The 15270-nt window shown below is 62.3% G+C and carries 8 protein-coding genes; 6 read left to right on the forward strand and 2 right to left on the reverse strand.

Going from position 1 to position 15270, the window contains the following annotated elements; genetic code table 11:
- Positions 1-163 precede the first annotated feature (163 nt).
- The 5 genes from BHV64_RS08275 (at position 164) to BHV64_RS08295 (ending at position 11243) form a co-directional block, all read left to right on the forward strand.
- On the forward strand, positions 164-1210 hold the full coding sequence (locus tag BHV64_RS08275; RefSeq protein ID WP_195559914.1) for a PDDEXK nuclease domain-containing protein: 1047 nt from the start codon (positions 164-166) through the stop codon (positions 1208-1210).
- A 313-nt stretch (positions 1211-1523) separates the two neighbouring features.
- Positions 1524-3461 (forward strand): DUF4962 domain-containing protein, encoded by a 1938-nt coding sequence (locus BHV64_RS08280; protein ID WP_288115724.1) that lies wholly within the window; start codon positions 1524-1526, stop codon positions 3459-3461.
- A gap of 10 nt (positions 3462-3471) precedes the next feature.
- Positions 3472-5517: a heparinase II/III domain-containing protein gene (locus BHV64_RS08285; RefSeq protein ID WP_217727552.1), complete on the forward strand. Its 2046-nt coding sequence runs from the start codon at positions 3472-3474 to the stop codon at positions 5515-5517.
- Between the two features lie 5 nt (positions 5518-5522).
- Complete coding sequence (locus BHV64_RS08290; RefSeq protein WP_217727553.1) at positions 5523-7232, forward strand: hypothetical protein; 1710 nt, start codon at positions 5523-5525, stop codon at positions 7230-7232.
- 75 nt (positions 7233-7307) lie between these two features.
- Positions 7308-11243, forward strand: coding sequence for a hybrid sensor histidine kinase/response regulator transcription factor (locus tag BHV64_RS08295; protein WP_217727554.1), 3936 nt, complete (start codon positions 7308-7310; stop codon positions 11241-11243).
- A gap of 68 nt (positions 11244-11311) precedes the next feature.
- Here BHV64_RS08295 and BHV64_RS08300 read toward each other — a convergent pair whose 3' ends face one another.
- On the reverse strand, positions 11312-11560 hold the full coding sequence (locus tag BHV64_RS08300) for a hypothetical protein (protein ID WP_288115725.1): 249 nt from the start codon (positions 11558-11560) through the stop codon (positions 11312-11314).
- Positions 11561-11602: 42 nt separating this feature from the next.
- Between BHV64_RS08300 and BHV64_RS08305 the strand changes: the two genes are divergently transcribed.
- Positions 11603-12727, forward strand: a complete 1125-nt coding sequence (locus BHV64_RS08305; protein ID WP_022061811.1) for an aldose epimerase family protein — start codon at positions 11603-11605, stop codon at positions 12725-12727.
- Positions 12728-12862: 135 nt separating this feature from the next.
- Here the strand turns inward: BHV64_RS08305 and pbpC are convergent, their stop codons facing one another.
- The gene (gene pbpC, locus BHV64_RS08310) at positions 12863-15166 is read right to left on the reverse strand and encodes a penicillin-binding protein 1C (RefSeq protein ID WP_254886387.1); all 2304 of its coding nucleotides are present in this window, start codon (positions 15164-15166) and stop codon (positions 12863-12865) included.
- Between the last annotated feature and the right edge of the window lie 104 nt (positions 15167-15270).

Genomic DNA, 15270 nt, shown 5'->3' on the forward strand with positions numbered 1-15270 from the left:
AAATCGCTGCTATGACCGTGCTGCAATACATCAACTTCTGTAACCATCGTAAAATTGGTCTTGTTAAAGATGCTTTATTTTAATTCAACCAACGGGTGTAGTTTAATTCGGAGATTATTTGCTACATTTGCTTAATCGTTTACCAAACTTTATCAAGCACAATATGGACGTACCCGTTTTAGAACGCACTTTTATCGACGACATCAAACGTCTGATAGAGGATGCCCGTCTGAATACCTATGCCGCCATCAACGCCGTGATGCTGGAAACTTATTGGAATATCGGCAAGCGGATCGTCGAGCAGGAGCAGCAGGGCAAAAGCCGTGCAGAATACGGGACGCAGTTGCTGAAAGTACTCTCCGGCGAATTGTCCGCGGCATTCGGTAAAGGCTTCTCGGCTCGCAATTTGCGAAATTACAGGCAATTCTATCTATCCTTTCCGCATGTTGAGATTTGGCACACGCGTGTACCAAATCTTACATGGTCGCATATTCGAACCTTATTGCGGGTTACGGACGATGCGGCCCGCATCTGGTATTTGAATGAAGCTGCACAGGAAATGTGGAGCGTTCGCACACTTGACCGGAATATATCGTCGCAGTACTATCATCGGCTGTTGCAATCTCCGGCGAAGGAAAAGGTCGTATCGGAAATGAAATCCCTGACAGCGGCATATGAGCGGGACAAGTTGGAGTTTATCAAGAATCCAATGGTGGCGGAATTTCTGGGCCTGGCATCCAATATGGACTTCACCGAATCCAAACTTGAAAGTGCCATCCTCACGCATTTGCAGAAATTCATCATGGAAATGGGTAAAGGTTACGCTTTCGTTGCCCGGCAACAGCATATCTCAACCGATGCGGGTGATTATTACATCGACCTTGTATTCTACAATTTCATTCTCAAATGCTTCCTGCTCATCGACCTGAAAACTACCCAGATTTCGCATCAGGATGTCGGCCAAATGGATATGTACGTCCGCATGTACGATGAAATGAAACGCACGGACGGAGATAATCCGACTATCGGGCTGATTCTTTGTTCGGAAACAAGCCGCGATATTGCCCGGTACTCGGTCTTGCATGAGAATCCGCAGTTGTTCACGGCGAAATATCTTACCTATCTGCCGAGTGAGGAGGAACTGCGCAAAGAGATCGAACGCCAGAAAGAGGTTTTCAGTTTACAGCAGAACATTACGCCGCTTGAATGATTATTGAGCTATAGCCTTACGACAAGGAACCTTTCGACACGGGCCAATCCCGCCGCGGATAAAGATCAACGCGAAAATATCGCAACACAATGAACGGAACCACTATAAATAATCGACTATGTTTGCTCTGAAAAAAGAATCAATGCCCTCGATAGCGGTTCATCCTGGCTTTGTTCTGAAAGAGGAATTGGAATCGCGGAACATCATGCAGCGCAAGATTACCAGAAGATAGTTGCCAGCACGATACAGCCGGAGGAGCGCCCGGCCGTCGGGCCGGACACTCCCCGGTTTGCGAACAAAAAACTTTACAGCCATGAAGATATTGAAAAAACTGCTTTGGTTCGTCGCGGCGGCATGCGTCCTCTCCGGATGCGCCGACGACAGAATGATCTACAAACCCGGAAGCGGGTCCGGGAACGGCGGAAACGGCGGCGGCGGAGAGCAGCCGTCCGGTCCGGGCGACTATTCGAAACTCACGGCGGCCAACCACCCGCGGATCATCATGTCCGAGGAAGACGTGGCGGCCATCAAGGCGAAACTGGCCGCCGGGTCCGACGCCAACCTGAAGAAACTCCACGAGTGCATCATGGCCTACGCCGACAAGGCGCTCACGGCCAAGGATCTGGTTTACGAAGTCACCGGCAAGCGGCTGCTGTCGGTCTCGACCGAGGCGGCCAACCGGATCATCTCCTGCTCCTACGCCTACCGTCTGACCGGGGAGGACAAATACCTCGAAAAGGCGGAGAAGGACATGCAGACGGTCTGCGCCTTCAAGGACTGGAACTCCGCGACCCACTTCCTCGACGGAGCCGAGATGGCCCACGGCGTGGGCATCGGCTACGACTGGCTCTACGGCCGGTTGAGCGACGCGACGAAGAAGAGCGCCGAGAAGGCCATTCGGGACTACGCGTTCTACTGCGCGCTCAACGGCAAGTGGAACCTCAACTTCTACACCTCGGCGACCAACTGGAACCAGGTCTGCAACGGCGGACTGGTGGTGGCGGCGCTGGCCGTCTACGAGACCTGTCAGGACGACGCGCGGAGCATCATCGACAAGGCGATCGAAAGCAACGCCTCGGTCATGCCCGAGATGTACAACCCCGACGGCAACTACCCCGAAGGCTACGGCTACTGGGGTTACGGAACGGCCTTCGAATGCATCATGCTCGCGGCGATGGAGTCGTGCACGGGGACCGACAACGGCCTTTCGGCCGTCGACGGTTTCAAAAAGACCGGCAAATGGATTCTCTTCATGGAGGGTATGAACAAAATGGCGTTCAACTACTGCGACTGCGCGCCTTCGAGCATCGCCTTCCCGCCGCTGTGGTATCTCGCCCACAAGTTCAACGACCAGTCGCTGCTGTACGGCGAGCTGATGAAACTCAACGACGGCCGCTACACCTCCTACGACTCGCCCAAGTACTTCCCCATGGCGATCGTCTATGCGAGCAAGTTCGACCTGAACAGCATTGCGCCCCCGGAGGAGAAGGTGTGGAGCGGCAAGGGCATCAACCCCGTGGTGCTGGTCCACGGCGACTGGACCTTCACCGACACCGACAAGTTCCTCGGCATCAAGGCCGGGCGGGCGAATTACAGCCACGGCCACATGGACGTCGGGTCGTTCGTCTACGACGCCTGGGGCACGCGCTGGTCCGCCGATCTGGGCCTCCAGAGCTACGGCACGGTCGAAAACATCAATCTGCCGGGCTACACCGGAGGTTTCGGAAGCTACGACCAGGGAGCCTTCCGCTGGGCCGTCTTCCGCTACAACAACTACAACCACAGCACCATCACCGTCAACGACGCTCTCCACCGCGCCGGAGGCCGGGCCAAGATCTCGAGCGTCATCAACACCTCCGCCTCGAAGGGCGCCACGATCGACATGACGGACATCCTTTCGTCCGAATGCGAAAGCGCCACGCGGACCGTAACGCTCGAAAACGACACGGACCTCGTGGTGAAGGACATCGTCAAGGCCAAATACAACAAGGCGGCCGACGTACGGTGGACGATGGTCACGCGAGCCATACCGACCGTCGAGGGCAACCGGATCGTATTGCAGGGCGCGTCGAAAAAACTCTACCTCAAGGTGACCAGCCAGAACAACGCCAAGGTCACCCTCAAGACCTGGTCCACCGTCGGCGAATCGTACGACGCGAGCAACGCGGGCTACTACGAAGCCGGCTTCGAGACCAAGGTGACCTCCGGCCAGACGGACACCTTCACCGTGACCCTCTCCCCGAACGAATAAACCGAAAACGATGAAAACAACCCTTCTGTCGATCCTCCTGTCGGTCGCGGCCCTGATCCGGGCCGCCGCCGGCAACGACGGTCTGAACCTGTTGCAGGCCGAATATTCGAAACCGGGCGTCGCCGAATCCTTCGCAGCGGGGAAAGCATGGTTCCCGTTCCCCGCCTACGAAGACCGTGCGGGCTGGGCCGCGCTCTTCGGTCCCGACGCCGGGAAAGTCATCCGGCGGGGCGAGCAGCTGCTCGACTACCAATGGCAGCACATCCCCGCCAGCGCCTACCTCGCCTTCGAGCGGACGGGCGACCGGCAGGCCATGGAGAGGCCCGAAGGGGCCAACCGCGGCGCGATGATCGCCCTGATCCTGGCCGAACTGGCCGAAGGGAAGGGACGGTTCATCGACCAGCTCGCCAACGGCGTCTGGCTGGCCGCGCAGCAGCCTTCGTGGGTGCTCTCGGCGCACCAGGGGCGGCAGCGAAGCAAGCGGTCGCTTCCCGACGCCCGCGAACAGCTCATCGACCTCGCATCGGGGCGTTACGGCTCCATCGTCTCCATCGCCTATCACTTCTTCCACCGGGAATTCGACAAACTCGACCCCTCCATCTCGGTCGCCACGGAGAACGCCGTCCGGCGAAACATCCTCGACCCGTACCTCGATCCCGGACAACGGCGCGCCAACTGGTGGCTGGGACTGGCGTCCAGGGGATCAATGCTCAACAACTGGACCCCGTGGTGCAATTCGGACGTGATCCTATGCTTCCTGCTGATGGAGAAGGACCAGGAGCGGCTCGACCGGGCCATGGCCCAGTCGGTCCAATCCATGGACCTGTTCCTCAACTACATCCAGAAGGACGGGGCCTGCGAGGAAGGCCCCGCCTACTGGGGCGCGGCGGCCGGGAAGGTCTACGACTACCTCCAGATCCTGTACGACGCCTCGGACGGCGCATTCTCGCTGTTCGGCAACGAACGCATCCGGAAAATGGGCGAGTTCGTCTCCCGCTCCTACATCGGCAACGGCTACGTCGTCAACTTCGCCGACGCCGGAGCCAGGCTGAACAACCCCAGCGAACTGATCTGGAATTACGGCCATGCGGTGGGCAGCAGGGAGATGACCGATTTCGCGCTCTACTGCCTGGCCGACCCCGCGAGCGGAAAATTCCGAAACCCCGTCATCACGGGCAACGACGCCTACCGGGCGCTCGAAACGGTGCGGTTCAACCCGCTGATCCGCGAGGCCGCGGATTCGCTGAACCGCCTTGCGGCCGAAACCGCTCCGGCGGAGGTGCGCCGCAACCTGCGGCGCGGCGTACCCCCGGCCACGTGGTATCCCGAGACCGAAATGTGCTTCATGCGCAATCCTTCGGGATGGTTTCTCGGAGCGAAGGGCGGCTACAACAACGAGAGCCACAACCACAACGACGTGGGGAGCTGCGTCGTCTATGTCCGGGACATCCCGGTGCTCGTGGACGCCGGCGTGGGGACCTACACCAAGCAGACGTTCAACCACGACCGCTACAAGATCTGGTCGATGCAGTGCGACTGGCACAACCTGCCGATGATCAACGGCGCCGCCCAGCCCGCCGGCGCGCAGTACCGGTCGAAAAACACGTCGTGCGACCTCTCCAAGGGGATGTTCTCGCTCGATCTGGCCGACGCCTATCCGCCGGAGTCGGGATGCCGAAAGTGGGTCAGGACCTACCGTCTCGCCCCGAAGGGCGCACCCTCGGTGACGATCACCGACTCGTTCGCGCTCGACGCGCGGACGCAGCCGGACGTGGAGCATTTCCTGGTCAAGGGATCGGTCGTCCTGCCGGGCGGAACGCACCAAGGGCGGACGCTGCCCGACGGGGAACTGCTGATTCTCTGCGACGAGGGGCTGGTCGTGAAGATGACCTTCCCGGCGTCGCTGAAAGCCTCGGTCGACGTGATGGAACTCACCGACCGGAGGTTCTCCGGCGTGTGGGGTCCGAGCCTGCGGCGGATCAACCTCGCCTCGCCGCCCGACGCTCCGGCGAAGGGCAGCTATGAATTCCGGATCACCGAACTCGGCAAAAAGTGACGGCGATGCGACACCGGACCCTCCTCCTGATCGCCGCCGTGACGGGCCTGCTGGCCTGCGCCTGCGGCGGCACCGAGGCCGAACGGCTGCACCGGGCCGCCATGCGGGAGTACCTCGACCCGATCCGGCCCGGATACGAAGGGCGAAATCCCTTCTGGAACGCCTTTGCGACGAAGTTCATCTACGCCCCGGCCTTCGGGTTCGAACCGGTGGAAAACGCCGTGAAATACCGTTTCACCGTCTCGCACCTCGGAACCTCGATGGTCGAGTCGCCCCGTTACCGCAAGGACGCCCCGACCGAAGACCCCGAACCCCGGCGGGTCCTCGGGCCGGGCGTTCCGACGGGACGTTCGTGGAGTTTCGAGGCGGACTCCCCGCAGCAGAGCCTCGCCCCGGTGTGGAACGACATTCCGGCAGGCCGGGTGCGGGTCACGGCGGAGGGGCTGGACGCTTCGGGACGGGTCCTGGGAAAGGCCGGGGAGCGGGAATTCCTGCGGGACTTCCCCTTCCGGCCGCCCTACAACGGCAACGTGAGGCCTTACGCCGAGGCGGCGCGCATGGCCGCCCTGTACATCCACGAACTCCTGGCGATCCGGCGCTGGCTCACCGCCGCGGAGCCGGACATGACCTACCGCCACAACACCTACGCATGCAAAATCGTGGGGGCCACGATCCAGCTGGAGGTGCTGGTCGCGAAACTGCTGCCTGCGCACCGGGAGGAGGCGCTCGCCATCGCCCGGAACGCGGCCCGGTTCCTGATGGACCGAAGCCGTCCCGAAGGCGACCCGCTGGCCTTCTTCCCGCCGACCTACTACTCCGACCTGATCTCCTCGTCGCGGGCCGAAAACCGGGGCAAGACGATGACCATGGAGGCCTGCGCCGCCGGAAACGCCTTTCTCGACCTCTACGACGCGACGGGCGACCGGATCTGCTACGACCGGGCGCTGGCCATCGCGGAGACCTACTCCAGGCTGCAACACGCCGACGGCTCGTTCCCGATCAAGGTCGATTTCGAGACCGGGGAGCCGGTCAACGGCTGCAAGGCGATGCTCACGCCGGTCATGGAGTATTTCGGACGGCTTGAAAACCAGTACGGCGTCACCCGCTACCGCGGCTGCCTCGCCCGGGCGGCGGAGTGGATGCGCCGCAACGCACTCGAAAGTTTCGACCTGACCGGACAGTTCGAGGACATGACCGTTCTCGGGCAGCAGCCCTACCAGAACCTCACCAACTGCGCCTCGGCGCCCTACGCCTCGTGGCTGCTCAAAAAGCCCGGCCGCACGGCCGCGGAGCTGGCCGACGCCGTCGATCTGATCCGTTTCAGCGAGGACCAGTTCGTATGCTGGGACGTGCTGCCCGACGACGACGGCGTCCGGACGCTCTGCACGCCCTGCGTCTACGAGCAGTACGGCTACCGGGTTCCGGTCGACAACAGCACGTGCGTGGTGGCGAACGCCCTGCTGGACCTCTGCGAGGCGACGGGCGACCGGCTGGCTTTCGCCAAGGCCAAAGCGCTGGCGGACAACCTCACCGTGGTCCAGAATGCGCTGGACGGGCTGATCCCCACGTCGCTCGACGTGCGCGAAGGCGCCAAGAACCGGATACGGGGTTTCTGGGTCAACTGCACCTACGCCTCCATTCTCACGCTGCTCCGGATGGCGGAACTCACCGGGGAGACCGCCGGTTTTCCCGCAGACGTCCCGCGCGCACGCTGACGCGGGAAACGGGCCCGGAATTCCCGAAACCGAATATTTTTCGGTATCTTGTCCCATCAATCCGACGCTTTTCCGATGACGAAAAACTACATAGCGGCTCTGGTCCTGCTCCTGGCGACAGCCCTTCCCGGGTCGGCGATCAATCCCTACCGGCGGTACGATACAAGAAACGGGCTGTCCGACAACAGCGTGAAGGACATCTGTCAGGACAGCCGGGGCTACATGTGGTTCGCCACGAAGGACGGGTTCAACCGCTTCAACGGCTACCGCTTCGACGTTTTCGGCTCGTCGTTCTCCGGCGAGCACCTCAACATCGACGTCATCTGCCCCCATTCGGACGGAATCCGCATCTGGCTGGGGTGCACCGAAGCCCTCATGCTTTTCGACCCGCGGGACGAGCGCCTCACGCGGTTCGACGCCCGGAACAGCGAGGGAAAGGGCATCCGGAACTGCATCAGCCTGCTGTACGACCCGCTGGGCGACCTGTGGATCGGAACCGACGACGGGCTGTTCCGCTGGGACGAACGCATCGGCCGCCTCTTCCGCTACGAACTGGAGGAGAGCGACGGCGGCACGTGCCGCGGGATCCGGACCATCTTCGAGGACAACGGCGGCGAAATCTGGGTCGGGACGACCGCCGGACTGTACCGCTACCACCGCAAGACGGACCGCTTCGGCCGGAATGCGAAGCCCAAGCCGGAGAGTTCCCTGCTGGGCGACAACGAGATCACGGCCATCGTCGAGGCCGAAGACGGCAAACTGCTGATCGGCATGCAGAACGGCTACCTCGGCGAATTCGACATCTACACGGGCCGGTTCACGCAATTCCCCGCCTTCGACGCCGAGGGAAAGCAACTCTCCGTCGCGCGCATCCACACGATTTTCCGGCGGGACATGAACCGCTACATGATCGGTTCGGACAGCGGCCTTTTCTTCTTCAGCCGCAAGAACGGCCGCTGGTCGGTCTCCGGAGACAACCTCGCCGAAGAAAGCATCTACCGGTGTTTCCGGGACCGCGAGGGCGGCATCTGGATCGGAACCTATTTCTGCGGCGTGAACTACCTTTCGCCGCGGCAGGACGAAATCCTGTGGTACTACGACGACGGCCGTCCGGAGTCGCTCGACGGCAACGCCGTGAGCCAGTTCTGCGACGACGGCCGGGGGAACCTCTGGATCGCGACCGAAAACGGAGGCCTGAACCATTTCGACGTCCGCAACCGGAAATTCACCAACCACACCGCCCGCAGCCACAACAACCTGCATGCCCTCTGCATGGACGGGGACGACCTGCTGATCGGAACCTTCTCGCAGGGGCTTGACCTGATGAACCTCCGGACCGGAAAGGTCGTCAACTACCGGAACATCCCCGGGGATTCCGCCTCCCTGTGCAACGACTACGTCTACGCCATCTTCCGGGCAAGCGACGGCACCCTCTACGTCGGAACGATGTCCGGCATGTGCACCTTCGACAAACGCCGGGGACGGTTCTCCCGGGTGAAGATCACCGAAGGGAGATTCATCTACGACATCGCCGAGGACACCGGGGGCAACATCTGGGTCGCCAGCAAGGTGAGCGGGATATACCGCTATTCGCCCGGCGACGGGGCCTGGAAAAACTACCGCCACGACGAACTCGACCCGCGTTCGCCCGCCGACGACAGGTACATCCGGGTCTACGTCGACACCGGAGGGCAGGTCTGGTTCTGTGGCGAAAGCGCCGGGATCTGCCGCTACGATCCCCCGACGGACGGTTTCGAGAATTTCGGCGCCGACGACAACCTGCCGAACGGCATTTACTACGGCGTGCTGGACGACAGCGCGGGCAACCTGTGGCTCTCCTCCAACCAGGGCATCCTCAAATACAACCCCCAGCTGCACACCTGCGCGCGCTACACGATCGAGGACGGACTCCAGAGCAACCAGTTCAATTTCCGGTCGTCGCACAAAGCCGGGGACGGAACGTTCTTCTTCGGGGGAATAAACGGCTTCAACTACTTCTCGCCGTTCAACATCTCGGTCAACAAGGTCCGGCCGGAGATCGTCATCTCGTCGGTCCGCATGCACCGGGCCGACAGTTTCTCGGTCGGTTCGGAGCGGCAGACCCTCCCCGACGGGAACCTGCGCATTTCCAGCAAAACGATCTCCTTCGACATCAATTTCGAGTGCCTGAGCTACGTGGCCCCGGGACAGAACCGCTATGCGTGGAAACTGGAAGGGTTCAACAGCGACTGGGTCTACACCGACCAGCACTCCGTGTCGTTTATGAAACTGCCCGCGGGCCGCTACGTCTTCCGGGTGCGGGGCTGCAACAACGACGGCTACTGGAGCGATGCGACCCGCAGCCTGGAGATCAGCGTACAGCCCCACCCCTTCCTCAGCCCCGTCGCCAAGGGCGTCTATTTCCTGCTGGTCGCGCTGCTGATCGTCGCCGCAGTCCGGGTCATCCTCCGGCGGCAGGGCGAAAAGAAGGAAAAGGAGCTGATCCAGACCAAGATGGCGTTCTTCACCCAGGTGGCCCACGAGATCAAGACGCCGGTCACGCTGATCAAGTCCCCGCTCGAACGGATCATCGAAACCGGCAAATGGAACAGCGACGTAACTTCCAACCTCGACATGATGAAACGGAACGTCGACCGGCTGCTCGAACTCATCCGCCAGCTGCTCGATTTCCGGAAGGTGGACAACGAGGGATTCCGGTTGAGCCGCCGCGAAACCGACATCAGCCTGCTGGTCGAGGAGACCGTCGCACGGTTCCGCAACTCGACCGAAAAGATCGCCATCCGCACGGACTGTCCCGACGCGCACGTCTTGTTCTATGCCGACGGCGAGGCCTTCACCAAGATCTTGAGCAACCTGCTCGCCAACGCCCTGAAATACGCCCGCTCGACGGTCGTGGTCGTCCTCCGCATCCTGGACGACGACCGGGGACGAACGCTCCGGCTATCGGTCCGGGACGACGGGGACGGAATCCCGCCCCGCATCCGGGAGAAGGTGTTCGACCTCTTCTACCAGAAGAATCCCGATTCGGGCAAGGGCTTCGGAATCGGGTTGAGTCTGGTGAAACTCCTCGTCGAAAAGCACAACGGCCGGGTGTACGTCGACCGGCACACCGTCGCGGGCTGCGAACTTACGGTGGAGATCCCGGATTCCGGAGCATCTGCGAGGGGGGGGGTACGCGCCCCCGAGCCGGCCGAAGAACCGGTCGATAGCCCGGAAGACCGGCAGCCGGAGGCGAAGCCCTTCCACATCATGGTCGTGGAGGACACTCCCGACCTGCGAGAGTTTCTGGTCAAGAATTTCGAGGAGACCTACGGCGTCCTTTCGGCGAAAAACGGCGCCGAAGCCCTCGCCATCCTCGAAAAACAGGCCTGCGACCTGATCATCAGCGACGCCCTGATGCCCGAAATGGACGGTTTCGACCTGTTGATGAAGGTCCGTAACGACGAAATGCTGTGCCACATCCCGTTCATCCTGCTCTCGGTGGTCGACTCCGTGGACTCGAAGATCAAGGGACTGGAATACGGGGCTGACGTCTATATCGAAAAACCCTTCTCGCTGGGTTACGTCAAGGCGACGGTGGAGAGCCTGCTCGAAAACCGGAAACGGGCCTTCCGCCACTTCGCGTCGCGGCCCGGATTCCAGTACGAGAAAGACGATATGGGCCGCAACGACCGGCAGTGGCTGGACAAACTGACGGGCATCGTCCGCGAGAACCTCACCTGCGAGACGCTCTCCGTGGACCTGCTCACCGAGAAAATGGCCTTGAGCCGTTCCAGCCTGCAACGGAAGCTGAAAGGGCTGACGGGCGTCTCGCCCAACGAATACATCCAGTTGGTACGGCTGAAAACGGCCGCGCAGCTGCTCCGCAGCGGCGAATACCGGATCAGCGAGGTCTGCTACCTGACCGGATTCAGCAGCATGTCGTGGTTCGCCAAATGTTTCACGAAGCAGTTCGGCATGCGCCCGAAGGATTTCATCCGGCAGAATCAGGACGGGAAATCATCCGGATAAGAGTGCGGGAGCGCTGTTCTTCCAAAAAATGCTCCCGCTCCTGCCGCTATCTGCGGAGAGCCCGGTTTTCAGGGTTTGGTCACGCGCCACTCCGCAGGGGCCTTGAAGCCCTCCTTGCCCTGCCCGTAGGGCAGTTCGGGATGCGCGAGACGGATCGTGTCGTAGCGGATGATGTATCGGCGCAGGCGCTCGGCTTCGGGAAACAGTGACGCCCGCCGTCGGAAAACGCCCGCCGTCGGCGCTAAAATCGCGGCAATCCCGACACGGAAATGCCGTTCGGCGGAAAATTCCCGGCAAAGCCCGGCCACAAAACGCACGGAATAATTAACTTTGCAGACAAGAACCCAAAAAACCGACCCATGAAAAGAAATTTCATCGCATTATGCGCCCTGCTGCTGGCCGCCTGCGGAAGCCAGGAGCCGAAAATCACCCTCTTCAGCAACGAAGCCTTCCAGACGGAGGCGGACGGCAAACCCGTCGGAATCTACACGCTCCGCGCGGGCGACGTGACCATGCAGGTCACCAACTACGGCGCCCGCGTCGTGTCGCTCTGGACTCCCGACCGCGCGGGCGACTACGAAGACATCGTGCTCGGCTACGAGACGATCGACCGTTACATCAACAATGACGGCGAACGCTTCCTCGGCGCGGTCGTGGGACCCTACGCCAACCGCATCGCCAAGGGCAGCTTCACGCTCGACGGCACGGAGTACAACCTGCCGATCAACAACAACGGCCAGACGCTCCACGGCGGAATCGACGGCCTGGACCGCGTGGTCTGGGACGTGGTTTCGGCCTCGGAAGACCAGCTGGTGATGAAGTACCTCCACGCCGACGGACAGGAGGGTTTTCCGGGCAACCTGCAAATCGAGATGACCTACTCGCTCACGCCCGAAAACGAATTCCGGATCGACTACAGCGCCACGACCGACAAGCCGACCGTGGTGAATCTCTCGCACCACCCCTTCTTCAACCTCAAGGGCGAGGGTAACGGCACGATCCTCGACCACGTCATGACCATCAACGCCAGCCACACCACGCCGGTCGACTCGGTGCTGATCCCCACCGGAGAGATCGCCGACGTCACGGGCACGCCCTTCGACTTCCGCCAGCCGCACGCCATCGGCGAGCGCATCGGCGCCGACAACGAGCAGCTGCGCAACGGCGCGGGCTACGACCACAACTGGGTCCTCGACCGCAAGACCGCGGACGGCATCGAGCCGGCGGCCACGGTCTGGGAACCCGCTTCGGGCCGCACGATCGAGGTGCTGACCGACCAGCCCGCCATGCAGTTCTACAGCGGCAACTTCTTCGACGGCAAAGCGAACGGCAAATACGGCAAACCGCTGCGCTACCGCGAATCGCTGGCGCTCGAAACGCAGAAGTATCCCGACAGCCCCAACCACGACAACTTCCCCTCGACCGTACTGCGTCCGGGCGAAGAATACACGCAGGTCTGCATCTACCGCTTCGGGGTGAAATAACGCCCGCCCCGGTGGAAACACACGAACGCCGCCGCAGGGGATCATCCCTTGCTGCGGCGTTTTCCGTCGGACCCGGAACGCCGGATTGTCTGCGGGCATCCGTCAGGCGAAGAGGCCCTGCGCCGGAAATCCGCCCTACCGGCAGCTGAACGCGACGCTTCGGGAGGCCCCGTGCTCGTCGATCACCGTCAGGCGGTGACGCCCGGGAGCGGGCCGGACCGAAAGTTTGTGCTCCAGCGAGGTCGCGCCGAGATACCGGTCGTCGAGATGCCAGAACAGCACGGCGTTGCGGTCGCGGTGCACGGCCGTGAAGACGAGGCTCTGCTGCCGGCCTTCGAGCGACTTCGGGGCCACCAGCACGCGCCCCGGCTGCGGATAGATGATCTCGATGGGGTCGTTTCCCGCCCCGCGGCCCGACAGGCCGGGGTGCAGCGGCGGCAGCGGGAGGTAGTCCGGATGCTGTCTCCGGTAGTACCACTCCTGCGCGGGCGGCAGAATGAACATCGGCCTGCGGACGATGCGGGCCGGATCGCAGCAGTCGGTCGTCACGCGGTATTTCAGGTCGGGACTCAAATTGACGATCCGGTGATAGGGGCAGACCTCGCCCGGGGCGGCGGTCCGCGGAATCATCAGCGTATCGCGGTCGGGGCACACCTGCGAGGCCAGAAATCCGCTCTGACGGCAGACCACGGCGGGTTCCAGGTCGCCGTAAGGCTCTGCGAACCACTCGCTCCCGGGCAGCAGGCCGAACACCTCGAACAGGACGGGCGCAGCGTACCCCACGCCCGTCATCAGCGGCCGCCCTTCGCCCGAACAATTCCCGACCCAGACGCCCACGGCGTAGTCGGGCGTCGCCCCGACGGCCCATGCGTCGCGGTTGCCGTAGCTCGTCCCGGTCTTCCAGCCGATCTTCTTCGACGAGGCGAAATACTGCCACTCGCCCTCCTCCTCGGGGCGCGTGACGCGGCTGATCGCCTCGAACATCAGCCACAGCGCACCCCGCGAGAGGGGAATGTCGCCGGCCGCAACGGTCTCGGCCGACGACGCGTCGTAGTGCGGCCGGCGGATCGTCTCCTGCCCGCCGAGTTTGGCCGCCATCAGCATATAGGCGGCCGTGAGGTCCCACAGCGTGATCTCCGCGCCGCCCAGGATCAGCGACAGCCCGTAATGGTCGGCGCTGCGGTCGATCGTGCGGAAACCCAGCCCCTGCACCAGCGACAGAAAATTCTCCCGGCCGTATTTGTCGAGCATCCGCACCGACGGGACGTTGAGCGAACGCTCGACCACCCGGTCGGCGGGAACCGCGCCGTCGAACGTGCGGTTGTAGTTCTGCGGCGTGAAATCCCTGTAATAGGTCGGCACGTCGGGGAAAAGCATCGTCGGAAGCGCCGTGCCGTCGTCGAGCATCCCGGCGTAGAGGATCGGTTTGAGCACGCTGCCGCTGCTGCGCCGCGCGGGGATGACGTCGACGCCGGTTCCCGCACTCCGGTCCCCGGGGTCGTAGACGTTGCCGGCATAGGCCAGCACCTCCCCGCTCCGCACGTCCATCACCACGACGGCCAGGTTGTTGATCCGGTTGCCCCGATACTGCGCGTTGTAACGCCGCGCCAAGGCGTTCACCCGCCCCTGAAGGTCGGCGTCGAGCGTCGAGCGCAGCGCCCCCGTGCGCATCTTGCCCAGCAGGTGCATCGCCTCCATCGGCATCGGTTCGGGAGCTTCGGGCAGCGGTTCCAGCTTGGCCAGGGCGCACGTCAGGGAGTCGATGTGCCCGCCGCTCCGGATGCGGTCGAGCAGCCTGTCGCGCTTCTCGCGCAGCCGTTCGTGGTTGCGCTTCATGTGGATCAGCGAAGGCGCGTTGGGCAGCACGGCGAGCAGGGCGCTTTCGGCCCACGAAAGGTCCCGCGCGCTGCGGCCGAAATAGTACCACGAAGCGCTCTCCAGCCCCACGACATTGCCGCCGAAGGGCGCATGGGCGGCATACAGGGCCAGAATCTCCTCCTTACTGCACCGCATTTCGAGCCGCAGCGCCAGCACCGCTTCGACGAACTTTTCGCCAAAGGTCCGGGGCTTCCCGCCGCGGCTCAAACGGATGGTCTGCATCGTGAGCGTGCTGGCGCCGCTCTCGATCCGCCCCGCCGCGAGGTTCTGCCCCACGGCGCGCGCCAGCGCCAGCGGATCGACTCCGAAATGACGGTCGAAACGCTTGTCCTCGTAGGTCGTGATTGCGGTGCGGAACTTCCCGGGCACGCTGTCCGTCGGAAAGAACCGCCACTGCCCGTCGGGGGCGACCTTCGCCGAAAGAAGCCGCCCGTCGCGGCTCCACACCGTCGCGGAGAACGGCTCGTCGAAGAGCGTCCGCGGCAGGGCGAGGAAAAAACCCGCGGCGAGCAGCAGGGTAAGCCCGACCGCGAGGAGGCAGATTCTTTTTTTCGACATCATTTTTGACACCCGTTGGTTGAATTAAAATAAAGCATCTTTAACAAGACCAATTTTACGATGGTTACAGAAGTTGATGTATTGCAGCACGGTCATAGCAGCGATTT

The sequence above is a fragment of the Alistipes sp. 56_sp_Nov_56_25 genome (assembly GCF_001915285.1).
Taxonomy (GTDB): domain Bacteria; phylum Bacteroidota; class Bacteroidia; order Bacteroidales; family Rikenellaceae; genus Alistipes; species Alistipes shahii.

What these genes read in the sequence shown, in the direction of transcription:
- BHV64_RS08275 (WP_195559914.1), top strand. Translation starts at nt 164, where the DNA reads ATGGACGTACCCGTTTTAGAACGCACTTTTATCGACGACATCAAACGT.
- BHV64_RS08285 (WP_217727552.1), top strand. Translation starts at nt 3,472, where the DNA reads ATGAAAACAACCCTTCTGTCGATCCTCCTGTCGGTCGCGGCCCTGATC.
- BHV64_RS08295 (WP_217727554.1), top strand. Translation starts at nt 7,308, where the DNA reads ATGACGAAAAACTACATAGCGGCTCTGGTCCTGCTCCTGGCGACAGCC.
- BHV64_RS08290 (WP_217727553.1), top strand. Translation starts at nt 5,523, where the DNA reads ATGCGACACCGGACCCTCCTCCTGATCGCCGCCGTGACGGGCCTGCTG.
- pbpC (WP_254886387.1), bottom strand. Translation starts at nt 15,166, where the DNA reads ATGATGTCGAAAAAAAGAATCTGCCTCCTCGCGGTCGGGCTTACCCTG.
- BHV64_RS08305 (WP_022061811.1), top strand. Translation starts at nt 11,603, where the DNA reads ATGAAAAGAAATTTCATCGCATTATGCGCCCTGCTGCTGGCCGCCTGC.
- BHV64_RS08280 (WP_288115724.1), top strand. Translation starts at nt 1,524, where the DNA reads ATGAAGATATTGAAAAAACTGCTTTGGTTCGTCGCGGCGGCATGCGTC.